Source organism: Streptomyces sp. NPDC048516 (genome assembly GCF_043199875.1).
In the GTDB taxonomy this organism is placed as follows: domain Bacteria; phylum Actinomycetota; class Actinomycetes; order Streptomycetales; family Streptomycetaceae; genus Streptomyces.
In genome coordinates this window covers 312,305-336,137 of sequence record NZ_JBICWS010000001.1, presented here as the reverse complement: position 1 = coordinate 336,137, position 23,833 = coordinate 312,305, and the positions used below count along the sequence as shown (strand labels likewise).

Genomic DNA, 23,833 nt, shown 5'->3' with positions numbered 1-23,833 from the left:
GGCGTCCGCAAGGCGAGGCGCCAACGCCCGGCCCCTCCCGGTGCGCTCATCACCCCATTGAGCTACCAAGGTTGGGGAGTCATCGGGACAAAGGCGTATAAAGAGGGGTCAAACCAGCCGGAGCCGCCGGTGAAATCCCGCCCACGACGCGGTTGGCAGCATCGCCTACGACAAGCGGAGGAGCGCCACGTGAACGCGGCAGAAGTTGTCAACACCTTGCTGGTCCAACGATTCGGGGTCTCCCCGGCCGACATCACCGATGAGTCCTTGCTGCGTGGCCTGCGCCTCGACTCCCTGGCGCTGGAAGAACTCCGCGTCCTGATCGAGGAACGGCTGGACATCGATCTCGACGAGGTGTCGCTGACCCCGCGGAACACCGTGGGCCAGCTGGTGGCGGCCGTCGACGGCAAAGTTCCGGCATGACGGCCCGCCAGGAGCCGTTCGCCGCGGCCGTGACGGGACTGGGACTGGTGACCGCGGCAGGAGTGGGAGCGAAGGCCACCTGGCATGCCGTCACCCAGGAGACCGTGCCCGGCGGCGTGACCCACCAGGAAGAACTCGCCGATCTGCCCTGTGACTTCATGTACACCATCGCGGGTCTGGACACCACGGAACTGCTCGGGGTGGCCACCCAGCGGCTGATGGACCGCTTCGCGCAGCTCGCGGTGATCGCCGCCCGGGAAGCCGTCCTCGATGCCGGCCTCGACCCGGAGTCCTGGGACAGCAGCCGGGTCGCGGTGGTCATCGGCTCCGCACACGGCGGGCTGCCGTTCTACGACCAGCAGCATGTCGCCATGGCCGGGCGCGGCGCCCGCCGGGTCTCCCCCAAGCTCGCCCCGCTGACCGTCGTCAACAGCGCCGCCAGCAGTGTCTGCATGGACATCGGCGCCCACGGCCCCAGTCTGGGCGTGGCCACGGCCTGCTCCTCCGGGACCGTCGCCCTGGGCACCGCGCACCAGCTGCTGCGCGCCGGGGCCTGCGATATCGCCCTCGCCGGCGGGGCGGAATCGGTCCTCTCCCGGCTGCTGATCGCCAGCGCCTGCCAGATGAAGGCGGTCTCCACCCGCCGGGACGATCCGGCCACCGCGTGCCGCCCCTTCGACGCGGGCCGGGACGGCTTCGTGGTCGGGGAGGGCGCCGGGCTGCTCGTGCTGGAGCGGCCGGAGCACGCCAGGGCCCGCCACGCCCCCGTGCGGGCCCACATCCGCGGCTACGGCGCGTCCAGCGATGCCTACGCGGCGGTGGCCCCCGACCCCGAGGGCAAGGGGATCGAGCGGGCACTGCGCACCGCGCTGGCGGACGCCGGGGTGCAGGCCGGCGATGTCGGCCACGTCAACGCGCACGGCACCTCGACGGTCACCAACGACCACATCGAGGCCGCCATGCTGCAGCGGGTTCTCGGCGATCACCCCCTGGTCACCTCGACCAAGGCGATGACCGGGCACGCGCTGGGCGCCGCGGGCGGGATCGAGGCCGCGCTCACCGTGCTGGCCCTGGAACAGCAGCTGGTGCCCCCGACCGCCAACCTTGAGGTGCTGGATCCGCGGATCCCGGTCGACATCGTGCACAAGGAGGCCCGGCAGGCGGCATTCGACTGCGCGGTCAAGACGTCGCTCGGCTTCGGCGGGCACAACGCCGCACTGGTGCTGACCCGCTAGGGAGAGACCCCCGGGGCCTGTCGTCGGCGTCCCGTCGCGACGACAGACCCCGGACCGCCCCCGGCGCGCCGCGTCGGCGCGTCCGTTCCCGCCGGTGCTTCGAGAAGGAATCTCACATGTCCGAGGAAATGATCCGCTCCTTGTCGGTGGCCGGGGTGTCCTACTCCTACCGGCGCTTGCAGCAGCCGGAGCGGATCACCGAACCCGTGCTGGTGCTGGGCGGCGCGCTGCAAGGAATGTTCGGCTGGCCGCAGATGGAAGATCATGTGGGGCCGCTGGCGGATGTGGTGACCGCCGACCTGCCGGGGATGGGGAGCGCCGACCCGCTTCCCCCGGGGCCGAGCATCGATGTCGTGTGCGCGGCGATCGAGGGCATCATCGAGGATCTGGACGTCCCCCGGATCAATCTCTTCGGCTTCTCCTACGGGGCGGGCCTGGCCTACGGATGCGCCCGGCGGTTCCCCGGGCGGATCGCGCGGCTCGCCCTGGGCGGGGTTCCGGCGCACATCAGCGAGGCGCAGAAGGAGCTGTGGCGACGGGCATCCGACCATCTCGCGCAGGGCGACACCGAGGCCTTCGCCACCCTGGTGACCGAGGGGCTGATGTGCCTCGACGACCGCCGCCACGTCGCCCACCGGAAGCTGGCGTACCGCTACGTCCGCCGCTCGATGCTGCACGCCGCCCGGAACTCCCGGCACGCCGTCGACTCGCTGCGCCGCGGGATCTCGGACCGTCCGGACTTCTCCGGCGGCCTGACCGGCATCCCCACGCTCGTCTTCAGCGGCGAGCACGACACGGTGACCTCGCCGGCCCGGCAACGGCACTTCGCGTCCACCATCCCGGGCAGCCGCTTTCTGACGATTCCGGACGCCGACCACTGGGTGGTGCTCGAACGCCCGCAGGACGTCGCGGACTTGGCCGCCCGGTTCTTCACCGATGGGCCGCTGAGCCCGGCGCCCTGTCTCGCCCCGGTGGCGCGCGGGCGCGAGGAGGCGCCGGCGGCCGGTCCGGCGTGTGCGTGATCCGGCGGTCCTTCACCCGAGAGAACATTCCGTTGTGGTTATATAGCCAGGGCGACATACTGAATCCATGCCCCTACCGTTCGACGTACTCGCGGAGCCGAGCCGGCGCAAGATCCTCGACCTGCTCCTGGAGCGCCCACGGCTGGTCGGTGAGCTCACCGACCAGCTCGGACTGAGCCAGCCCGGCACCTCCAAGCACCTGCGGGTGCTGCGCGAGGCCGGCCTGGTCCAGGTCCGGCAGGACGCCCAGCGCCGCTGGTACGAGCTCCGGCCCGAGCCCCTGGCGGAGCTCGACGCCTGGCTCGCGCACTACCGGCATCTGTGGACCGGGTCTCTTGACGCCCTGGAACGGCATCTCGACGCCATGGAGGACGACCCCCGATGAACCCGCACTCCGACAGCCTCACCCCCACCGGCGACGGCCGGAACACCCTGCGCATGGAGCGCAGGCTCGCCCATCCGCCCGCGAAGGTCTGGTCGGCGATCACCGACCCTGCGCACCTCGGCCGGTGGTTCCCCTCCGAGGTCACCGTGGAACTCCGGCCCGGCGGGGCCATGACCTTCCACATGCCCGGTGTGACCGGTATCGCCATGACCGGTACGGTCACCGACTCCGAGGAGCCCCGGCTGTTCGCCTTCACCTGGGGAGCGGACCACCTGCGCTGGGAGATCACTCCGGACGGCGACGGCTCCCTGCTGACCTTGGTGCACACCTTCGGTGACCGGTTCGGCGGCGCGAGCTTCGCCTCCGGCTGGCATCTGTGCCTCACCGCGCTCTCGCAGCTGCTGGACGGCGCACCGACAGCCGTGCCCCGCGACACCGGAGAGCTGCACGAGGCGTACGTCGAGCAGTTCGATCTCGGACAGGGCGTGGCCGAGGACACCCCCCACGGCCCACGGATCCGCTTCGAGCGCCAGCTCGTGCGGCCCGCCGAGGCCGTCTGGGCGGCGCTGACCTCGGGAGACGAGCCCGTGGAAGGTGCACCCGCGCCGTCCGGCTTCACCTCCCGGGAGGCGCCGGCCGGGCCCGTCACCGAGGTACGGGCCCCTTCGGTGCTCGCCTACCACCGGGACCCGGAAGGCACGGTCCGGTGGGAGCTGGGCCGGGGCACCGGCCATGGCGCCCGGCTCGTCCTCGTCCAGACCGGCCCGCCGGGCGCTGACGCGGATGCCGCGCTGCGGGCGTGGCACGACCGCATCGAGCATCTTGCGGCCCGGCTGCTGGAGAACTGACACGGACCGACAGTCCGCGGTTGGCGCCGCCGCATTCTCGCGCCCCCCAGGAAGGCTCTGGGGGCGCGATGCCGTGAAAGCCCGCTCCGCACATACCCGCCGGCATCCCGTCGGCATCCTTTGCGGAATTGCCTCCAGCCCTGCGGGCCGGGCCGCTTTTCCATGTGAGCCAGGCAACTTTGCGGTGCCGCGAACGGGCCTTGAATGCCGGTCCCGGGTGATGCCCGGCACGCGACGTACGTCACGTACGAGCACACCTAGTCGATGCCTTTCCCTGCCCTGAGCGCGAAACACCGCATTTACAACGGACATCTCGCTTCATCTCACGAAGATAGGTAGTACAAGGCACCTTTGCCACCATCCAGGGCGCTGGCTCAGCATGTTCGGCGTAGCACCGAGAACGAGCCTGCGATCTCAGCCAGAGCGGCGAACGCGGCCAATGACCCTCGGTCTCACGCGCCAACCGAAGGCCGCCTCCCCCGCCATCAAGCCCTGGAAGAGGTCAGAATCCCCGTGCCTAACTTCACCCTGTCCCGCCCTGTCCGCATCACCCGCGCCCAGAAGATTTCCGCGGCGCTGGTGGCCACCGCGAGCGGCGCCGCCGCGCTGGCGTTCACGGCGGCACCGAGCAACGCCGAGACCACCGCCGCCCACGCGCCGTCCGCGGTCAAGCCCGTCAGCGCCAACGGCCTTCCGCTCACCGCGAAGGACCGCGCCGACGACGGCAAGAAGGACCACCAGCTCGCCTCGTCCGTTGGCGCCGGCCTGAAGGTCACCGCGGTCGAGAAGCAGGGCCACACCGCCCAGCAGGCCGCCAACCGGTCCGTCGAGCGCAAGGTCATAGCCGCCCCCAAGGCGGCGCCCAAGGCCGCCCCCAAGGCAGCGCCGAAGGCGGCCCCGAAGCGCTACGCGAACAACCTCGACGGCTGGATCCACCAGTCGCTCGACATCATGAAGGCCAAGGGCATCCCCGGCTCCTACGAGGGCCTGCACCGCAACATCATGCGGGAGTCCAGCGGCAACCCCAACGCCGTCAACAACTGGGACATCAACGCCATCAACGGTGTGCCCTCCAAGGGCCTGCTGCAGGTGATCCAGCCCACCTTCGACACCTACCACGTGTCCGGTACGCCCAAGAAGCTCACCGACCCGATCGCCAACATCACCGCCGCCGCCAACTACGCGGCCCACCGGTACGGCTCGATCGACAACGTCAACTCGGCCTACTGAGCCGGAGCGACGCGGCCGTGAGGACGGTCGGAGCAGACTGATACGGGCGCCGCAGTGCGGCGCCAGGCATGGCAACGGCAGTGGCCCTGCCCGCATCCCGCGGGTGGGGCCATTGCCGTTGCCGTTGCCATGGCCCTTGCCGCGGCGCTTGTCGTCGCCGTGGCCCCTTGCCGGTGACATCGCCGTGGCTCTTGCCGCTGCGGTCCGGCGCGGGTGCCGGGCGTCGGCTCCCTTACCGGGTGCCGGGGCCCGGCGCCGCACGTCAGAAGCGGTCGCGTCGCACCGTGCCGCCGCCGAAGAGGGTGTCGAGGATCTGGGCGGCGAGACGAACTCCCGCCCGCTCCCTGGGGGTGAGCGGGTGGTCGCGGTGCCAGCCGGGCTGGCGGTGACTGTCGGCCGGGGCCGCGGCGGCGACGCCCGTCGCGAGGAAGCCCGAGACGAGAAGACCTGTGAGAACGACGGCAAGACGACGGAGCATGAGCACGTCCCTACGATGAGTGATGGTGTGTGCGGTGCCACCTTCGGGGAGCCGGGGGGCCGCAGTCATGCGACAGCTCCGGGCGCTGCTGCGAACGGACCAGCAGCACCGCCGTATCGCCGTACAAGGACTCACCAACGGCCCATCCGGCATGCGCCCTTCCCCGTGCCGCACCGCCCCGAAGCAAGACCCCGCTCCGCTCGTGAATCAGCGCACAATTGCCGCCCAATTGGGCTCCGGCAGCGGTGCGCCTCACCACATCGGGAGATTCCCGGGCCGCCGCACCGGGCAGTTGCCGGGATAAATCTGCTGACGTCCGCGCGTGAATCAGCACCGGAGATCAGTAATTCCGGTGTGAGCCAGGCAACTTATACGGGCGGGTCGAGCGGCCCTTGAAGGCCCTCTCAGGTGACTCGGGGCACGCGACGTACGTCACGTACGAGCTTGCCTAGTTGATTTCCGTGCGGCCATTCCGGGCCAACGCCGCCAGAAACGCTTATCACTTCAGGTATCCGGGTTTACCTCACGAAGATGAGTAGTACCGAGCAACATTGCCTCGATTCGGGACCGGCGTTAACCATGGATTCCGACGCACTGAGAGCGAGCTTGCGACTTACGCCCCAAGGCGATCGCAGCAAAGACCTCCGGTGCGGAACGCGCCGCCAAAAAGGCCGCCTCCCCGTCCCCAGTACCTGGAAGAGGTCAATCTGCATGCCTAGCTTCACCCTGCCCCGCGCTGCCCGTATTACCCGCATCACCCGCACCCACAAGATCGCCGTGGCCGTTCTGGCCGCCGCGGGTGCCACCTCGGGCCTGGCGATGACCGCGGCTCCGGACACCGCTCAGGCGGCGTCCGCACACGCCCCGGCCGCCGTGAAGCCCGTCGATGCGAAGGGCCAGCCGGGCAAGGCCGACGACGCCAAGACCGGCCGTGCCGTGACCGCCTCGGTCGCGGACCACGTCAAGGTCGCCGACGTCGCCAAGCAGCACAGCACCCAGCAGGCCGCCAGCCGCTCCGCCGAGCGCACCGACGTCAAGAACTACCCGGACAACCTGGACGGCTGGATCCGCCAGTCCCTGGACATCATGAAGGCCAAGGGCATCCCCGGCTCCTACGAGGGCCTGCACCGCAACATCATGCGGGAGTCCGCCGGTAACCCCAACGCCGTCAACAACTGGGACGTCAACGCGGTCAACGGTGTGCCCTCCAAGGGCCTGCTGCAGGTGATCCAGCCCACCTTCGACAGCTACCACGTGTCCGGTACGCCCAAGAAGCTCACCGACCCGGTTGCCAACATCACCGCCGCGGCCAACTACGCGGCCGACAAGTACGGCTCGATCGACAAGGTCAACTCGGCCTACTGAGCCGACGGAGCACACAGGCCGTCGCCGGCCCTCCCGGCCGCCCCAGCCGGATAAGGCCGTGGGCATGACGGACCACACAAGCGAGCCGACAGGCTCGGCATAAGGCAGCTTGCGAAGCGGCGGAATGGCGCGTTCGCCGCTGCGCGGTGGAGCGGGTCCCGGCGGTGCCGGGGCCCGCTTCGCTCTGTCGTGCGACACCGGAGCCGGGGCCGGGGGCGCGGACATCCGTATCTGACCGCCGGACGGGTGAGATGTGGGGCTGGTCGGCGGACTGACGGCCTGTTGGGTCATAGCGTCAGGCAGTTCTGCGTATAAGTCTCTTATCGGCAGGATTCTGCTCAAAAGCTGCCGAACCTGACTCAACCGAAGGCCTTCGGAGGCATGCGATGCCCTTGCGCAGATCCGGTCCGGCCCGCCGTACAGTCCCTCTTGCGGCCGGAACTCTCGTCTCTCTTCTCTCCGTGCTCGCTCTGCCCCTCGCGCTGCCCGGCTCCGCCACGGCGTCGGACTCCGAGAAGAGACCAGCCCACCCCGAACAGGACTGGATGGGTTCCACCATCGCCGCCCACGAGGGCAGCAGCATCCGGGCAGGTGGTCTGGAGCCGCAGGCGTCGTCCAGAAGGGCCGTGTCAGGCGTCGATGTCTCCAGCCACAACGGCAGGGTCAGCTGGAAGTCGCTGCGCAAGTCCGGGGTGCGTTTCGCGTATGTCAAGGCCAGCGAGGGGACCAGCTACACGAACCCGTACTTCGCGCAGCAGTACCGGGGCTCGTACTCATCCGGCATGATCCACGGCGCGTACCACTTCGCGCTGCCCGACCACTCCAGCGGCAGTTCCCAGGCGGAGTACTTCGCCGACCACGGCGGCGACTGGTCCAGGGACGGCAGGACGCTGCCCGGCGCGCTCGACATGGAGTACAACCCCTACGGCGCGACCTGCTACGGCAAGAGCCACAAGTCGATGGTCAACTGGATCCGCGACTTCGTGCGGACCTACCGGGAGGAGACCGGCCGCTACCCGGTCATCTACACCTCCACCAACTGGTGGAGGCGCTGCACCGGCAACTCCGGCAAGTTCGGCAGGACGAATCCGCTGTGGATCCCGCGCTACGGCTCGTCCGTCGGCTCGCTGCCGCGCGGCTGGGAGTACCACAGCATCTGGCAGCACACCTCCTCGGGCCACTCGGTCGGCGACCGCAACCGCTTCAACGGCACGTACACCCGCCTCAAGGTCCTCGCGAAGGGCAGCTGACACCGCCTCCCCACGCTCCCGGCCGGCCCCCGGCGCCTCTTGCGGCGCCGGGGGCCGGCCGTTGTGCGCCGGCGTCCACCGGGAACCGCCCGTGTGCGGTTTTTGGACAACTGGCTTCGAACAACGGTGAATTATCTGCCGCAGTACAACCATCCACGGCCGGCCGTTGTCCAACACTGCGAAATGACCACGCGACGCACTCACCCACGGGGGTAATTCAGATGAAGCGTTCACGTGCCATCGCAGGATCCGCAGTGCTGGCCGTGGCGAGTATCGCCACGATGACAGCGGCCACCACCGCATCCGCGGCAACAAAGGCCGCCGCGTACAACGGAGCCTGCGGAAGCGGCTACAGCGTAGTGAATTCCGTACCGGTCACCGGAAAGGGGACCGTGTATCTGACGTACAGCGCAAAGACCGGAAAGAACTGTGTCGTGACGGTGCGGAACAGCCCGGGTAAGCCGGTGTACATGTACACGTATCTCTCGGCCACCGACGGCAGTTCCGGCTGGGTTTACGACGAGGGGAAGTACACCTCGTACGCCGGTCCCGTCTACCTGCCCGCGAAGGGCATCTGCGTGGACTGGGGCGGCACGATCGAGTCGGTCAGCGTCAACGTTTCCGGCTCGAACTGCGGCCGGATGGCGGCCGGCGTCGTCACGCACCACACGCGCCACTGAGAAGACCGTGAGGGCGGGTTCCCGGGCAGCGCGCCCGGGAACCCGCCTTCCGGGTGTCTCGGGTCAGGCCCTGCCCAGCGCCCGCAGCGCGGACCGGGCCGCGTTGTGCCCGTTCATCCCGTGGGCGCCGGCTCCCGGTGGGGTGGCTGCCGAGCAGAGGAAGACCCCGGGGACACCGGTGCGGTAGGGGTCGAGGGCGACGCGGGGACGCATGGTCAGCTGCAACGGCGTGTTCGCGCCGCCGATGATGTCGCCGCCGGCGAGATTGGCGTTGCCCCGTTCCAGCTCGGCGGTCGAGGTGGCGGTGGCGGCGACGACGCGCTCCCGAGTCCCCGGCGCAAAACGCTCGAACTGCGCCAGCATCGCGGCCGTGGCATCGCCGGTGTAGCCGTGCGGCACATGTGCGTACGCGGAGACCGGGTGGAGATCACCTGCGGAGCGGCCGGGGTCGGCGAGGTACTGCTGGGAGACCAGGAGGAACGGCCGCGCCGGCATCCGCCCGAGATGGACCTCCCGCTCCGCGTGGGCGATCTGCTCGAAGCTGCCGCCGAGGTGCACCGTCCCGGCCCGCCCGCAGGCCCCGGCGCGCCAGGGCACCCCGCCCTCGACCGTCAGATCGAGCTTGAACGCGCCGGGGGCGGGCCGGTAGCGGGTGTAGGCGCGGCGTATCCGGGGCGGCAGCCGGTCGCCGATCAGCGCTGCCGCGGCGGCCGGCATCAGATCGAGCAACACCGTGGCGGCGGGCGGGAGTTCATCGAGCGAGCGGATCGCTGCACCGGTCTCGATCCGGCCGCCGGCCTCGGTGAGCAGTGCGGCCAGCGCCGTGGCGATCGCGCCCGAGCCGCCCTTGGCCACCGGCCAGCCGTACCGGTGCCCGGCCGCGATGATCATGAGCCCCACGGACGCGCCCAGCGGCTGGCTCAGCCGGCCGAAGAGATGGGCCGCCACCCCGCCGAAGAGACCGCGGCCCGCCTCCGTGCGGAAACGGTGCGCGATCAGCGTGGCCGGCTGCAGGGCGTGCAGCCCGAAGCGGGCGAGCCGGAACGGGTGGCCGGGCACCTTGAGGAGCGGTCGCATGACCTCGTCGGTCAGCGCCTCCGCGTCGGCGGCCAGCGGCCCGAACAGCCGCCGCCAGGCGGGGCCGTCGGCGCCGAGCCCGGCGGCGGTCCGCCCCACGGACCGGTACAGCGCTCCGGCGCCCCCGGAGTCCACCGGGTGCGCCAGGTCGATCTCGGGCCACAGCCACTCCAGCCCGTACGGCGCGAGATCGAGGGTGCGCAGATACGGGGAGCCGGCGCCCATCACATGCGTAGAGGAACAGTGGTCGAACAGCACCCCGGGGACGGACAGTTCGCCGCTGCGGACCCCGCCGCCGATCTCCTCGGCCGCCTCGAAGACCGTCACCTGCAGCCCGCTGCGGGCCAGGGTGACCGCCGCGGCCAGACCGTTCGGCCCCGCCCCCACCACCACTGCCCGGTCCCGCGCACGCCCGGTACGCCGCGTCATGGCACCAGCATGCCAAGGGTCCCGGAATCCGGCGGGAACGGCCGCGGATTTTGCTCCGTCCTCGGTGCGTTCACGCCGGGCGGGCCTGGTGCTCGGCTGCCGCAGCGGCCGCGATATTGCGGGCCATCCCGCCGAACACCACGGCATGGAACGGGGAGATGGACCACCAGTACGCATGGCCGGTCAGTCCGTGCGGGTGGAACAGGGCCCGCTGGCCGTAGCGCGTGCGGCCCTGGGCGTCACGGCCGACCGTCAGCTCCAGCCAGGCCAGACCGGGCAGGCGCATCTCGGCGCGCAGCCGCAGCAGCCGGCCCGGCACGACCTCTTCGACCCGCCAGAAGTCGAGCGAGTCACCGACCCGCAGACGGCCCGCGTCCCGTCGGCCGCGGCGCAGCCCCACCCCGCCGACCAGCCGGTCCAGCCAGCCGCGCAGCGACCAGGCCAGCGGGAAGGAGTACCAGCCGTTGTCCCCGCCGATGCCCTCGACCACCCGCCACAGCACCTCGGGCGGGGCGTCGACGGTCCGCTCCCGCCGGTCGGTGTAGAGGCTGCCACCGGACCAGTCGGGGTCGGTGGGCAGCGGATCGCTCGGTGCGCCGAGCACAGCGGCGTTGGACCAGCGGGTGGTGACCTCGGCGTCGCGTACCCGGCGCAGCGCCAGTTCCAGGGCGTCGTCGAAGGCGAGGGGGTGGCCGGGCGGGTCCGGGGCGGGGACGTAGCGGGCGATGTCGTGCTCGTGGCAGACGACCTCGTAGCGCAGCGATTCGGCCAGTGGGCGGGCCAGTCCGGGGGGCACGGGGGTGACCAGTCCGATCCAGAGGCTGGACAGGCGTGGGGTGAGCATCGGGACGGGGAGGATCAGCCGTTCGGGCAGCCCGGCGACCCGTGCGTAGCGTTGCATCATGTCGCGGTAGGTGAGGATGTCGGGCCCGCCGATGTCGAAGGTACGGCTGACGTCACCGGGGAGGCGGGCACAGCCCACGAGGTAGCGCAGCACATCGCGGACGGCGACCGGCTGGATGCGGGTACGCACCCAGCTCGGCGTGACCATGACCGGCAGCCGCTCGGTGAGATAGCGCAGCATCTCGAACGAGGCCGAGCCGGAGCCGATGATGACGGCGGCGCGCAGGACCGCGGTGGGGACACCGGAGGCCAGCAGGATGCCGCCGACCTCGGCGCGGGAGCGCAGGTGGGGCGACAGGTCCCGCTCGGGGATGCCCCGGGGGCCGAGACCGCCGAGGTAGACGATGCGGCGCACTCCGGCGGCGCGGGCCTGCCGGGCGAAGACCTCCGCGGCCCTGCGGTCGGTGTCCTCGAAACTCCGGCCGCTGCCCAGGGCGTGCACCAGGTAGTAGGCGACCTCGACGCCGTCCATGGCGCTACGGACCGACTCGGCGTCGGTGACATCGCCGCGCAGGATCTCGGTGTCCGCGGCCCAGGGGTGGTCACGCAACTTCTCCGGCGTCCTGGCCAGCGCCCGTACGGCGAATCCGGCCGCGAGCAGTTCGGGCACCAGACGCCCGCCGATGTAACCGGTGGCGCCGGTGACCAGGACACACGGGCGGTGCGCGGGCATCGCCGGGATCTCGCCTTTGGCGGTGTCTTTGGCGGTGTCTTTGGCGGTGTCTTTGGCGGTCCCCTTGCCGGTCCGTCTGCCGGTGCCTTGGTCGGTGTCCTGCTCGGTGCCTTTGTCCTTGTCAGTGCCTTTGTCGGCCACGGGCACGGCCTCCTCGGGCTGGCGGCGGCACGATGATCCTGCCCGCCAAGTGTGGCACCGGCACCGGCACGGGGCATCACGGACCGCCTGAGACATCGCCGAACACTTGGCCGAATACGGTCGAGCGGGTGGGACGAAGTTGTCGTCAACGTCGCGGACGTGTCGCGGGCGTGTACTCCACGAGATGGCCCTGGCCCCGGCGCGACAGACCGACAGCCCTGCAGCCCGACAGCGAGGCGGCGCCTACGGTGCGACGGCGCGGCGCTCAGGGTGCCCCGGGCGCGCCCGTGCTCTCGCGTGCTTCCAGGTGCGGCAGTTCGGCCTGGACGGTCCGCAGTGGTCCGCCGTCGAGGACGGCGAGGAGTTCCCCGGCGGCGAGCCTGCCGAAAGCGGGGGTGTCACGGACGAGTGCGGTGAGCCGGGGGTGGGTGACCCGGCACAGCGCCGAGTCGTCCCAGGCCACGATCGACAGGGCGGCCGGTACGGGGATGCCGCGCCCGGCGGCGACCGAGGCACCGGCCACGGCCATCACGTCGTTGTCGTAGACGATCGCCGTGGGCGGCTGGGGGGCGTCGAGGAGGCGGCGGGTGACCTCGGCTCCCTCGGCGTCGGAGTAGTCGGTGGTCACGGAGTGGACGTGCCGGTGGTCGAGGCCCCGCAGGTCCGCTTCGGTGCGCAGCGAGCGGATGCGGCGGGCGGTGTGGGCGAGGTCGGGCAGCCCCGCGACGTGGACGATGCGGCGGTGTCCCAGGCCGTAGAGGTGGTCGAGGATCCGGGCCATGGCCGTGGAGTCGTCGGCCCGGACGGTGGAGAGCAGTGGGTGGGGCGGGACGGCGGCCGGGCGGGGCGGGACGGCGGCCGGGCGGGGCGGAGCCGACCCTGAGACACCGCCCGGCCCGGGCGCGTCCGGCCCGGGCGCGTCCGGCCCGGGCGCGTCCGGCCCGGGCGCGTCCGGCTCAGGCGCGTCCGGCTCAGGCGCGTCCGGCTCAGGTGAGCCCGGCTCAGGTGAAGCCGGCTCAGGTGGGCCCGGTTCGCCCACCACGACGGCGGGCAGGCCGAGTGAGGTGAGCAGTTCCGGCCGGGGGTCCTCGGTGCGCGGGTCGACCACCAGGACTCCGTCCACCCGGCGTTCGGCCCACCAGCGGCGGTAGAGCGCGCACTCGGCGTCGAGGTCCTCGACGACCTGGAAGAGGAGCGCGATCTTCCGTACGGAGAGCACCTCCTGGATACCGGAGACGAGCTGGAGGAAGAAGGACTCCACGCCCAGGGTCCGGGCGGGCCGGGCGAGTACCAGCCCCAGGGCGCCCGCGCGTTCGCCCGACAGCGCGCGGGCGGCGCTGTTGGCCTGCCAGCCGAGTTCTTCCGCGACCCGGCGTACCCGGGCGCGGGTGTCCCGGGAGACGCCGGGCCGGTCGTTGAGCGCGAAGGAGACCGCGCTCTCCGACACCCCGGCCCGGCGGGCGATGTCCTTGATCGTCGGCCGGCGGGCCGGCTTGGGCCGGGCCGCCTCACCGGGCGCTGTCATGGCGGGCCCCCTCGGACTGAACCGCATTAGTGCACCTCAGTCTGAGCAGCGCACAGTGGCCTGTCAAACGGTGTACGGGCATTGTGCGGGCGTTTTACGGGCATGCCTGGCGGGGTCACCTTCCCGCCACTTCCAAGAAGTGCGGCACCGAGGTATTGACACCTACTAAAACGCATTAGTAGCGTCTGCCGCGTCGCCGCCGGAAGCCTTGTGAAACGTGCGAAATCACCGGATCAATCGCTGCAGAACCCGCCGCGTTCTTTACGGCTGCCCCTAAGTTGAGTCCAGTGATTCCTACCCGGCGCCGAGCTCCCCTCCATGTCTGGTCCGAGCAAAGGAGCCGCCGGCCATGCATCTGTCCCGTCGAGCAGCAGCCGCGACCGCGGTCCTGGTCACCTCGGCGCTCGCCTTGACCGCATGCGGGCCCTCCGGGGGATCCGGCGGTTCGGGCAGCGCCTCGGGGAAAGTCCAGGGGAAGGTCACGTTCCAGACCTGGAACCTGAGGGCCAATTTCAAGAAATACTTCGAAGGCGTTATTGCGGACTTCGAGAAGAAATACCCCGAGGCCACGGTCACATGGGTGGACCAGCCCGCCGAGGGATACCCGGAGAAGCTGAGCGCCGACGCCGCGGGCGGCACTCTGCCCGATGTCGTCAATGTGTCACCGGATCTCGCCTTTCCGCTGGCCAAGGCGGGGCTCGCGCTCGATCTGGAAAAAGCGGCGGGAAAATACCGCGGAGAATATCTTGACGGGGCCTGGCGGAGTCACCGGATGCCGGGCATGCCGGGTGTCTATGCCTTTCCCTGGTACCTCAACACCGGGCCGATGTTCTACAACAAGGAGCTCTTCGCCAAGGCCGGGCTCGACCCGGACAAGCCGCCGACGTCCTACGACCAGCTCTTCGAGGACGCGGTGACGATGGCGCGGAAGAGCGGCCGCACGATAGCGATGCTCGCCGGCACCCCGTCGATCGAGGACTTCGGCCGCTACGGCGTACGGCTGATGAACACGCAGGGCACCGCGTTCACCTTCAACGAGCCCAAGGGCGTGGAGCTGCTGCAGCACTACAAGGAGCTGTATGCGGCCGGGGCGCTGGATTCACAGGCGCTCACCGCGCAGGCCGAGTCCGCCGGGCGGAAGTTCCAGCAGCAGTCCGTGGCCATGAACCCGGGCAGCGCGCACGATCTGGAGAACTTCAAGAAGGAGGCGCCGAGCCTCTACCGGCACATCGGCATCACGGACGCGGTCAACAACACCGGCAAGCCGAATATGTACGTCCAGGGCCTGATGGTGAACGCGCAGAGCAAGGTCACGCCGGCGGCCGTCGCATTCGCGCACTTCGTCACCGACCGGAAGAACCAGATGGCCTTTGCGAAGGAGGTCACCATCTTCCCCAGCACCAAGGGCTCGCTCGACGACCCGTACTTCACCGAGGAGGACGGCACCGATGCGACCCGGGTGCGGGTGGCCTCGGCCAAGTCGCTGAAGACCGCGGTGAATTATACCCCGGTGCTGCTCAGCGACCAGATGAAGACCGTACTGCGCAATGCGGTCGCCAAGGCGGTGCAGGGCAGGCAGTCCCCCCAGGCGGCGCTGGACGGCGCGGTCGCCGCGTGCAACCGCCTGCTCAAGACCGGCTGAGACCGAGGCACTTCGTGACCACCGAAACGACACCGCGCGGCCGGCGCACCGGCGCCCTCACCCCGGCTGCCGCTCCCCCGCCGGCCCCCGTGCCGCGGCGACGACGCGGCATCCGTACGCACCTGCCGTCCAGCCCCTGGCTGTTCCTGGCTCCCGGGCTGCTGATCGTCGCAGCCTTCAGCCTGTATCCGTTCCTGAGTACGGTGGCCCGTTCCTTCACCGATGCGCGCACGCTCACCCCCGGGCAGTTCACCGGAGGCGCCAATTACCGGGAACTGATCCATGACGCCATGTTCTGGACGGGCCTGCGCAACAGCCTGCTCTATGTCCTCGGCGTGGTACCGCTCCTGGTGATACTGCCGCTGCTGCTGGCGATGCTGGTACAGCGGCAGATCCCCGGGATCGCCTTCTTCCGGGCCGCCTTCTACACACCGGTGGTCGCCTCCGTCGTGGTCGTCGGCCTGATCTGGGTGTGGCTGCTGGACGACCGGGGGCTGATCAATGCGCTGCTGGAGAGCCTGGGCTTCGGCAGGGTCGGCTTTCTCAGCGATCCCTGGCTGCTGCTGCTCAGCGCGATGGCGGTCACGGTCTGGAAGGGCCTGGGCTACTACATGATCATTTATCTGGCGGCGCTCGCCAACGTCCCCCGGGAGCTGCACGAGGCATGCGCGGTCGACGGCGCGGGGCCGGTGCGCCGCTTCCTGACCGTCACGGTCCCCGCGCTGCGCGCCACGATGGTGCTGGTGGCCGCGCTCTCCTCGGTCGGAGCCTTCAAGGTGTTCTCCGAGGTCTACCTGATGGCCGGTCCGGCCGGCGGTCCCGGCGGTGAGGACACCACCTTGGTGATGCTCGTCCAGCAGGTCGGCACCGGCCTCAGCGGGCGGGTCGGCTACGCCTCCGCGCTGTCCGTCGTGGTCTTCGTACTCACGCTGGGACTGATGCTGCTGGTGCTGCGCGCCCACCGTACGGAGGACCGATGAGTCTCCTCTCCCGGCGCGAGCCGGACCGGACGGCCGGGCGGGAACGGGACGGGCGGGAACGGGACGGGCGGGAACGGGACGGGCGGGAACGGGCCGGCCGGGAGCGGGCCGGCCGGCGGCGGATGCCACGCCCGCAACTGCTGCTGCGCTACCTCCTGCTGCTCGCCGTGCTGGCGCTGACCACCGGGCCGTTCCTGTGGCAGCTGTCCACCTCCCTCAAGGGCGCCGGCGAGGACATCTACCGCTATCCGCCGAGCCTGGTCCCCCACGACGTCACGCTCGGCAACTACGCCGGCGTCGCAAAGATCATCCCCGTCTGGGACTTCGCCCTGAACTCCCTCCGGGTCGCCGTCGCCAATGTGCTCACCAACTGTGCGGGCGCGGCGCTCGCCGGCTATGCGCTGGCCCGGATGCGCTTCAGGGGCCGTAAGGCGGCACTGGTCGCCTTCATCATGGCGATGCTGGTGCCGGTCGAGAGCATCATGATCGCCCAGTTCGTGACGATGCGGGAGCTGCAGCTCAACAACACCCTGCTCGGGGTGGTGCTGCCCGGCTGCGTCGGGGCGATGAACGTGCTGCTGATGCGCAATGCGTTCGCGGCTCTGCCGTACGAGGTCGAGGACGCCGCGTATGTCGACGGCGCCAACGCCTGGCAGCGGTTCCTGCGGATCGCGCTGCCGTCGGTCCGGGGCACCCTCGCGGTCGTGGCGGTCTTCGCCTTCATGGGGGCCTGGGACGACTTCCTGTGGCCGCTGATCGTGCTGAGCGACCAGTCGAAGTTCACCCTGACCATCGGCCTGAATTTCCTGCACGGCACCTTCGCCGGCAATCAGCGGCTGGTCGCGGCCGGCACCGTCATCGCCGTGCTCCCGCTGATCGTGCTGTTCGCCTGTCTGCAGCGCTCCTTCTTCCGCGGCGTCGGCGAGGGCGCCGTCAAGGGCTGACGACCCCGTCCGCACCGCTCCCCACTCACAGGAAGCGACCTGCCCGTGCCGCACACCACCCGCCGCCCGGCGCGCCCGTGTCCCGACCCCGCACCCGGCCAGGGGCCGCCGCCGCGCTTCGGCGCCAACTACACGCCCACCCGGGGCTGGTTCCACCACTGGCTGGACTTCGATCTGGATTCCGTACGCGCCGACCTCGACTCCCTCGCCGCCCTCGGCCTGGACCACATCCGGGTCTTCCCGCTCTGGCCGCTGTTCCAGCCCAACCGCACCCTGATCCGGCCGCGCGCCGTGGAACAGCTGGTGCAACTGGCGGACACCGCGGCCGAACGCGGCCTCGATGTCCATGTCGACGGGCTGCAGGGCCATCTGTCGAGCTTCGATTTCCTGCCCGCCTGGACACGGACCTGGCACCGCCGCAGTCTCTTCACGGACCCCGATGTGCTGTCGGGCCAGGAGGAGTACCTGCGGACGCTGGCGGCCGCGCTCGCCGACCGGCCCAGCTTCCTCGGGATGACGCTCGGCAACGAGATCAACCAGTTCGCGGACGCTCCGCACCCGGACCCCGACCGGATCACCCAGGCGCAGGCCACGGCCTGGCTGGAGCGGATGCTGGCGGCATGCGAGCGGGGCGCACCGGGGCGGATGCATCTGCACGCCGCCTACGACGCCGCCTGGTACCAGGACGGCCACCCCTTCACCCCCGCCCACGCGGCGCGGCTGGGCGCCGTCACGGCCGTGCACTCCTGGGTGTTCAACGGCACCGCACAGCGGCACGGCCCCACCGCAACCGCCACCGAGCAGCACGCCGCCTACCTCATCGAGCTGTCCAAGGCCTGGGCGAGTGACCCGCACCGTCCGGTGTGGCTGCAGGAGGTCGGCGCCCCCGCCCCGCACATCCCCGAGGGGCGGGCGGCACGGTTCACCGAGGCCACCGTCGCGGGCGCGCTGGACTGCCAGGACGTCTGGGGCGTCACCTGGTGGTGTTCGCACGATGTGCCGCGGTCCCTGGCGGACTTCCCCGAGCTGGAGTACGGGCTGGGGCTGCTCGCCGACGACCGGACGGTCAAGCCCGCGGGGAAGGCGATCGCGGCGCTGGTCGCGGACCACCGCGGCCGTGCGCACCGTCCTGCGGTCCGCACCACCGCGCTGGTCGTCGATGCCGGCGGGGCCGAAACCGCGCCCCGCCGCTCGGTGTGCGCGCCGGGCGGCCCGGTCTTCGAGGCCTGGGCCGAGCTCACCGCGCAGGGCGTCCGCCCGGCCCTGGTACTGGCCGAACTCGCCGAAGACGGCGCACATTTGAGGTCGCGTGGCATCACCGAGGTCTGTACACCCGGCGAGGCCGGCCGCCGGCCGTCGCCGTCCGTCTCCCACCGGAGGGGCACCTCATGAACCGGCAACCGCCACCCGTCTCCCGCCGCCGTGTGCTGCTGGCGGGGGCGGGCACCGCGGCCGCCCTGCTCGGTCCGCCGCCCGGGGGCGGCATCGCGGCGGCGGCCGGCCGGCCCAGGACCGGCGCCGCGGACCCGCTGCAGCCGTATGCGTCGTACTGGTTCCCCGACTCCCTGCCGCCGGGGACGCCCGGGGACGGCATCACCTGGCGGAGCCTGGCCTCCTGGACACCCGGGAACGACCGGGACCTGGCCTTCAACACGGCGACGGTGCCGCTCGCCGAGCGGTTCACCCCGGTCCCGGCGAACACCACGGCGCGGGCCGGCCAGGCGCGGATCAGCGCCCTCGCGGCCTTCGGTCACACCGCGGGCAATCCGTCGCAGGGCTCGGCGACCGCGGACTGCTACGCGCCGACCCACTGGGCGTACCTCGATGAGCTGGTCTTCTGGGGCGGCTCGTCCGGCGAGGGCCTGATCCTGGCGCCGAACGCACCGGTCGTCGACGCCGCCCACCGGCACGGCGTCCCCGTGCTGGGCACGGTGTTCCTCCCGCCGGTGGCCTATGGCGGGCAACTGCGCTGGATGCGCGATCTGGTGCGGAAGGACGCGGCGGGGCGCTTCCCGCTCGCCGCGAAGCTGGTGCAGGTCGCGACGGTGTACGGCTTCGACGGCTGGTTCCTCAACGCGGAGACCGGCGGCGGTGACGCCGCGCTGGCCGCCGAGATGCAGGCGTTCCTGCGGGCGCTGCGCACCGCGGGCGCCGGCCACGGCCTGCGGATCACCTGGTACGACGCCATGAACAGCACCGGGCAGGTCGGTTGGCAGGGCGCGCTCGACGAGCTCAACCAGCCGTTCTTCCAGGACGCTGCCGGACCGGTCGCCGACTCGCTGTTCGTGGACTTCCGGTGGAGCGCCGGGACGCTGGCGGACTCCGGGCGGCGGGCGGAAGAACTGGGCCGCAGTCGCTATGAGTTGTGGGCCGGGGTCGATGTCGAAGCGGCGGGCTGGGACACCGACACGGACTGGGACGCGATCATCCCGGCCGACCGCGAGCATGTCGTCTCGTACGGCTTCTACCGGCCCGAGTGGACCCTCGGTCATCTGCCCGCGGGACGTACGCCCGGAGAGTTCCATGCCGCGGACGACCGGTTCTGGTCCGGTGCGGGCCTGGATCCCACCCGGCCGGGCGGCGGTGGAAGCGGCTGGCGGGCGCCGGCCTCTGCCGTCGCCGACCGTTCGACGCTCACCGCGCTGCCCTTCGCCACCACCTTCAACACCGGCCACGGTCTGCGCTGGTACGAGGACGGCGCGGTCACCTCCGCCGCCCCCTGGAACCACCTCGGCCTGCAGGACCGGCTGCCGCCGCGGCGCTGGGCGGTGCGGACGGAGGGACCACGTCCCGCGGTCTCCCTGGACTTCGCCGATGCCTGGCGCGGTGGCAGCAGTCTGCTGGTCCGGGGCGCCTTCGACGCTCCCGCCACCCTGGAGCTGTTCCCGGCCCGGCTGCCGGCCGGCGCCGCCACGGTGCTCGACCTCACTCATCGGCTCGACCCGGCCTCGGGGCCGGTGACCGTCGAGGTGGCCCTCGCGCTGCGGGAGGCGCCGGCGCCGGGCGAGCCCGCCCCGTACTCCTGTCTGCCGGCCGGGACCCTGGAGGCGGGCGGCGGCTGGCGCACCACCTCCCTGCGCCTGGTCCCCCTGGGCCCGGGAACCGTGCACGCCCTGGGGGTGCGGCTGACCGGCCGCGGAAGCACTCCGGTGGCCTGGCGGCTGGGGGCACTCGCGGTCCGCGAGGGCACCGCGTCCCCCGCCGCGCCCAGCGGGCTGCAGGTCACCGGCACCGCCACCACGGACGGGGCGGCCTCCGTGCGGCTGAGCTGGCGGCGCGCCGCGGGCCCGGTGCGCCACTACGAGCTGCATCGCCGGTTCCCGGACGGAAGGCGGGAGTTCCTGGGCGGTACCTGCGGTACGGCCTTCTACGTACCGGGCCTGCGCCGGGCGCGGAACGAACCCGCCGCCCGGCTCGAAGTACGCGCCGTGCACGAACTGTTCACCCTCTCGAAGCCGTCGCGGACCCGGCTGCCCTGGTGATCCACGGTGATCCACCACGGCCGATCCGGTCCCCCGCCCCCTCACCCTCGACATCAGGGAGCCCTCCCTCATGCATGACGACCGCGCATTGATCGAAGCCCGGCTCCGGCGTGTCCTCGACGAGCGCATCCGGCCCGCGCTGTATCCGGAATCGGTTCCCCTCCAGGTATCCGCCTGGGTCGCACCCAGCGAGCCGGTGCCGGTGGCCGAAGGCCTGGCCGCCGCCCATACGCCGGTGGCGGTGGGTGACCCCTGGGGCGCTCCCTGGGGTACGACCTGGTTCAAGGTTCAGGGTGAGGTGCCGGTGGAGTGGGCGGGCCGCACCGTGGAGGCGGTGCTCGACCTGGGCTTCGACGAACGGATGCCGGGCTTCCAGTGCGAGGCGCTGGTCCATCTGCCCGACGGCACCCCGGTCAAGGCGATCAACCCGCGCAATCAATGGGTGCGGGTGGGCGCACCGGTACGCGGCGGTGAGCGCGTCGAATGGCATCTGGAGGCCGCGTCCAACCCCGTCATCCTCGATGTCCCTCCTTTCCGGCCCACCCCGTTGGGAGACCCGCAAACGGCGGGCAGCGCGCCGCTGTACCGGCTGGCACGGACAGTTCTGGCCGTGTGCGACACCGAGGTGTGGGAGCTGATCCAGGATCTCGAAGTGCTGGGCGAGCTCATGGGGGAACTCCCCGTGGACAGCCCGCGGCGCTGGGAGCTGCTGCGGGCGGTGGGCCGGGCGCTGGACGCGGTGGATCTGCAGGACGTGGGCGGGACGGCGGTGGCGGCCCGTACGGAACTGCGGGGAGTGCTGTCGGCGCCGGCCACAGCCTCCGCGCACCGCATCAGCGCGGTGGGGCATGCGCATATCGACTCGGCCTGGCTGTGGCCGCTGCGCGAGACGGTACGGAAGGTGGCCCGTACGGCGTCGAACATGACGGCGCTGCTGGAGGACGAGCCGGAGTTCGTGTTCGCCATGTCGCAGGCGCAGCAGTACGCCTGGCTCAAGGAGCACCGGCCCGAGGTCTACGCCAAGGTCAAGAAGGCGGTCGCGGAGGGGCGGTTCGTGCCGGCGGGCGGGATGTGGGTGGAGTCGGACACCAATATGCCCGGCTCCGAGGCGATGGCGCGGCAGTTCGTGCACGGGAAGCGGTTCTTCCTGGAGGAGTTCGGTGTCGAGAACGAGGAGGCGTGGCTGCCGGACACCTTCGGTTTCGCCGCGGGGCTGCCGCAGATCATCAAGGCGGCGGGGTCGAAATGGCTGCTGACGCAGAAGATCTCCTGGAGCCGGACCAATGCGTTTCCGCATCACACCTTCCGCTGGGAGGGCATCGACGGCACCCGGATCTTCACCCATTTCCCGCCGGTGGACACCTACAACTGCCAGATGGCGGGCCGCGAAATCGCCCATGCGGCACGGAACTTCAAGGACAAGGGCGTGGCCAGGCACTCCCTGGCACCGACCGGCTGGGGCGACGGCGGCGGTGGCACCACCCGCGAGATGATCGCCAAGGCCCGCCGACTGCGTGATCTGGACGGTTCGCCGACGGTGGAGTGGGAGAAGCCCGCGGACTTCTTCGCCAAGGCCGAGGCGGAGCATCCCCAGGCGCCGGTGTGGGTGGGCGAGCTGTATCTGGAGCTGCACCGTGCCACCCTCACCAGCCAGGCGAAGACCAAACGCGGCAACCGGCGCAGCGAACACCTGCTGCGGGAGGCCGAACTCTGGTCGGCCACCGCGGCCGTGCTGGCCCAGCACCCCTACCCTTACGCGGCGTTGGACCGCCTCTGGAAGACGGTGCTGCTCCACCAGTTCCATGACATCCTGCCCGGTTCCTCCATCGCCTGGGTGCACCGTGAGGCGGCGCAGACCTATGCGGCGGTCGCCGCCGAGCTGGAGGACATCATCGCGTCCGCGGTGGCCGCGTCGGCCGGCCGCGGCGACACCCACCTGGTGGTGAACTCCGCGCCGCACGCCCGCGGCGGGGTCGCGGCCGGCGCCGTGGCCCCACCGGTGCCCGAGGGCGCCGAGGTGGCCGCCGTGCCGCGCGACGGCGGAGGGTTCACGCTCACCAACGATCTGCTGCGGATCGGCATCGACGGCCGCGGACTGGTGGTGTCGGCCCACGACCGGGTGGCCGGACGTGAGGCCGTGGCGCCCGGCGGGGCGGCGAATCTGCTGCAGCTCCACCCTGACTTCCCCACCATGTGGGACGCCTGGGACGTGGACGCCTTTTACCGCAATGTGGTCACCGATCTGACGGATGCGGACGAGGTGGCGCTCGGCGAGGTGTCCGGTGACGCCGCCACGGTGCGGGTCACCCGTACGTTCGGCGGCTCCCGTGTGGTGCAGTCGCTGACGCTGGCGCGCGGGCAGCGGCGGCTGGACATCGACACCGAGGTCGACTGGCACGAGACGGAGAAGTTCCTCAAGGCCGCGTTCCCGCTGGACCTGCATGCCGGACGCTACGCGGCGGAGACCCAGTTCGGGCATCTGTACCGGCCCACCCACACCAACACCAGCTGGGAGGCGGCCAAGTTCGAGGCCTGTGCGCACCGGTTCGTCCACGTCGAGGAGCCGGGCTGGGGCGTGGCCCTGGTCAATGACGCGACCTACGGTCATGACGTCACCCGCACGGTCCGGGAGGACGGCGAGCGGGGCACCACCACGACCGTCCGGCTCTCCCTGCTGCGCGCCCCGCGGTTCCCCGACCCGGAGACCGACCAGGGCAGGCACCGCTTCCGCTATGCGCTCGTCCCCGGCGCCACCGTCGGCGACGCGGTGCGCGAGGGGCATCGCATCAATCTGCCCGAGCGCCGGATCACCGGTGCCGGAGCGGTCGCGCCGCTGGTCACGGTGGACAACGACGCGGTGGTCGTCACCGCGGTCAAGCTCGCCGACGACCTGAGCGGCGACGTGGTCGTCCGCCTCCACGAGGCACACGGCGGGCGGGCCACCGCCACCCTGACCACCGCCTTCGAGCCTGCCGACGCCCTCGCCACCGATCTGCTGGAGCGCCCCGTCGACGACGGGCCGGTGTTCGAGCGGCAGGGAAACACGGTCCGGATGAGGCTGCGCCCGTTCCAGCTCGTGACCGTGCGGCTGCCCCGGGCGGCCGGCCGGTAGCAGCAGGGA

19 protein-coding genes are annotated in these 23,833 nt (G+C 71.2%); 15 read left to right on the top strand and 4 right to left on the bottom strand.

The window, feature by feature from the left end; genetic code table 11:
• Positions 1-189 precede the first annotated feature (189 nt).
• From ACGFR7_RS01500 to ACGFR7_RS01475, 6 genes are all read left to right on the top strand, one after another.
• The gene (locus ACGFR7_RS01500) at positions 190-423 is read left to right on the top strand and encodes an acyl carrier protein (RefSeq protein ID WP_129297794.1); all 234 of its coding nucleotides are present in this window, start codon (positions 190-192) and stop codon (positions 421-423) included.
• Entirely contained in the window at positions 420-1,658 is a 1,239-nt protein-coding gene (locus tag ACGFR7_RS01495) for a beta-ketoacyl-[acyl-carrier-protein] synthase family protein (protein WP_393311741.1), read from the top strand. Before ACGFR7_RS01500 ends, ACGFR7_RS01495 begins: the two co-directional genes overlap by 4 nt.
• A gap of 116 nt (positions 1,659-1,774) precedes the next feature.
• Entirely contained in the window at positions 1,775-2,680 is a 906-nt protein-coding gene (locus ACGFR7_RS01490) for an alpha/beta fold hydrolase (RefSeq protein ID WP_393311739.1), read from the top strand.
• A gap of 67 nt (positions 2,681-2,747) precedes the next feature.
• On the top strand, positions 2,748-3,065 hold the full coding sequence (locus ACGFR7_RS01485; protein WP_393311737.1) for an ArsR/SmtB family transcription factor: 318 nt from the start codon (positions 2,748-2,750) through the stop codon (positions 3,063-3,065).
• Positions 3,062-3,913, top strand: a complete 852-nt coding sequence (locus ACGFR7_RS01480) for an SRPBCC family protein (protein ID WP_393311735.1) — start codon at positions 3,062-3,064, stop codon at positions 3,911-3,913. Before ACGFR7_RS01485 ends, ACGFR7_RS01480 begins: the two co-directional genes overlap by 4 nt.
• Positions 3,914-4,426: 513 nt before the next feature.
• Positions 4,427-5,143 carry a transglycosylase SLT domain-containing protein gene (locus ACGFR7_RS01475; RefSeq protein ID WP_393311733.1) on the top strand — a complete coding sequence of 239 codons (717 nt, stop codon included), beginning with the start codon at positions 4,427-4,429 and terminating at the stop codon, positions 5,141-5,143.
• Positions 5,144-5,405: 262 nt separating this feature from the next.
• Here ACGFR7_RS01475 and ACGFR7_RS01470 read toward each other — a convergent pair whose 3' ends face one another.
• The gene (locus ACGFR7_RS01470) at positions 5,406-5,621 is read right to left on the bottom strand and encodes a hypothetical protein (RefSeq protein WP_393311731.1); all 216 of its coding nucleotides are present in this window, start codon (positions 5,619-5,621) and stop codon (positions 5,406-5,408) included.
• Positions 5,622-6,332: 711 nt separating this feature from the next.
• Here ACGFR7_RS01470 and ACGFR7_RS01465 point away from each other — a divergent pair.
• The 3 genes from ACGFR7_RS01465 (at position 6,333) to ACGFR7_RS01455 (ending at position 8,916) form a co-directional block, all read left to right on the top strand.
• The gene (locus ACGFR7_RS01465; RefSeq protein WP_393311729.1) at positions 6,333-6,986 is read left to right on the top strand and encodes a transglycosylase SLT domain-containing protein; all 654 of its coding nucleotides are present in this window, start codon (positions 6,333-6,335) and stop codon (positions 6,984-6,986) included.
• Positions 6,987-7,372: 386 nt separating this feature from the next.
• Positions 7,373-8,236 carry a lysozyme gene (locus ACGFR7_RS01460; RefSeq protein ID WP_393311727.1) on the top strand — a complete coding sequence of 288 codons (864 nt, stop codon included), beginning with the start codon at positions 7,373-7,375 and terminating at the stop codon, positions 8,234-8,236.
• Positions 8,237-8,457: 221 nt separating this feature from the next.
• A complete protein-coding gene (locus tag ACGFR7_RS01455; protein WP_393311725.1) occupies positions 8,458-8,916 on the top strand; it encodes a spore-associated protein A in 459 nt (152 codons plus the stop codon).
• Between the two features lie 63 nt (positions 8,917-8,979).
• Here the strand turns inward: ACGFR7_RS01455 and ACGFR7_RS01450 are convergent, their stop codons facing one another.
• The 3 genes from ACGFR7_RS01450 to ACGFR7_RS01440 form a co-directional block, all read right to left on the bottom strand.
• Positions 8,980-10,422 (bottom strand): phytoene desaturase family protein, encoded by a 1,443-nt coding sequence (locus tag ACGFR7_RS01450; RefSeq protein ID WP_393311723.1) that lies wholly within the window; start codon positions 10,420-10,422, stop codon positions 8,980-8,982.
• Positions 10,423-10,492: 70 nt separating this feature from the next.
• A complete protein-coding gene (locus ACGFR7_RS01445; protein WP_393312618.1) occupies positions 10,493-11,998 on the bottom strand; it encodes an SDR family oxidoreductase in 1,506 nt (501 codons plus the stop codon).
• 406 nt (positions 11,999-12,404) lie between these two features.
• On the bottom strand, positions 12,405-13,664 hold the full coding sequence (locus ACGFR7_RS01440; RefSeq protein ID WP_393311721.1) for a LacI family DNA-binding transcriptional regulator: 1,260 nt from the start codon (positions 13,662-13,664) through the stop codon (positions 12,405-12,407).
• A 349-nt stretch (positions 13,665-14,013) separates the two neighbouring features.
• Between ACGFR7_RS01440 and ACGFR7_RS01435 the strand changes: the two genes are divergently transcribed.
• The 6 genes from ACGFR7_RS01435 (at position 14,014) to ACGFR7_RS01410 (ending at position 23,824) form a co-directional block, all read left to right on the top strand.
• On the top strand, positions 14,014-15,306 hold the full coding sequence (locus ACGFR7_RS01435) for an ABC transporter substrate-binding protein (RefSeq protein WP_393311719.1): 1,293 nt from the start codon (positions 14,014-14,016) through the stop codon (positions 15,304-15,306).
• Positions 15,307-15,320: 14 nt separating this feature from the next.
• Complete coding sequence (locus ACGFR7_RS01430) at positions 15,321-16,286, top strand: carbohydrate ABC transporter permease (RefSeq protein ID WP_393311717.1); 966 nt, start codon at positions 15,321-15,323, stop codon at positions 16,284-16,286.
• On the top strand, positions 16,283-17,230 hold the full coding sequence (locus ACGFR7_RS01425; RefSeq protein WP_393311714.1) for a carbohydrate ABC transporter permease: 948 nt from the start codon (positions 16,283-16,285) through the stop codon (positions 17,228-17,230). The genes ACGFR7_RS01430 and ACGFR7_RS01425 overlap by 4 nt, the downstream gene beginning before the upstream one ends.
• A 162-nt stretch (positions 17,231-17,392) precedes the next feature.
• A complete protein-coding gene (locus ACGFR7_RS01420; RefSeq protein ID WP_393312616.1) occupies positions 17,393-18,622 on the top strand; it encodes a glycosyl hydrolase in 1,230 nt (409 codons plus the stop codon).
• The gene (locus tag ACGFR7_RS01415) at positions 18,619-20,712 is read left to right on the top strand and encodes an endo-beta-N-acetylglucosaminidase (protein WP_393311712.1); all 2,094 of its coding nucleotides are present in this window, start codon (positions 18,619-18,621) and stop codon (positions 20,710-20,712) included. The genes ACGFR7_RS01420 and ACGFR7_RS01415 overlap by 4 nt, the downstream gene beginning before the upstream one ends.
• Positions 20,713-20,782: 70 nt before the next feature.
• Positions 20,783-23,824 carry an alpha-mannosidase gene (locus ACGFR7_RS01410; protein WP_393311711.1) on the top strand — a complete coding sequence of 1,014 codons (3,042 nt, stop codon included), beginning with the start codon at positions 20,783-20,785 and terminating at the stop codon, positions 23,822-23,824.
• Positions 23,825-23,833 lie beyond the last annotated feature (9 nt).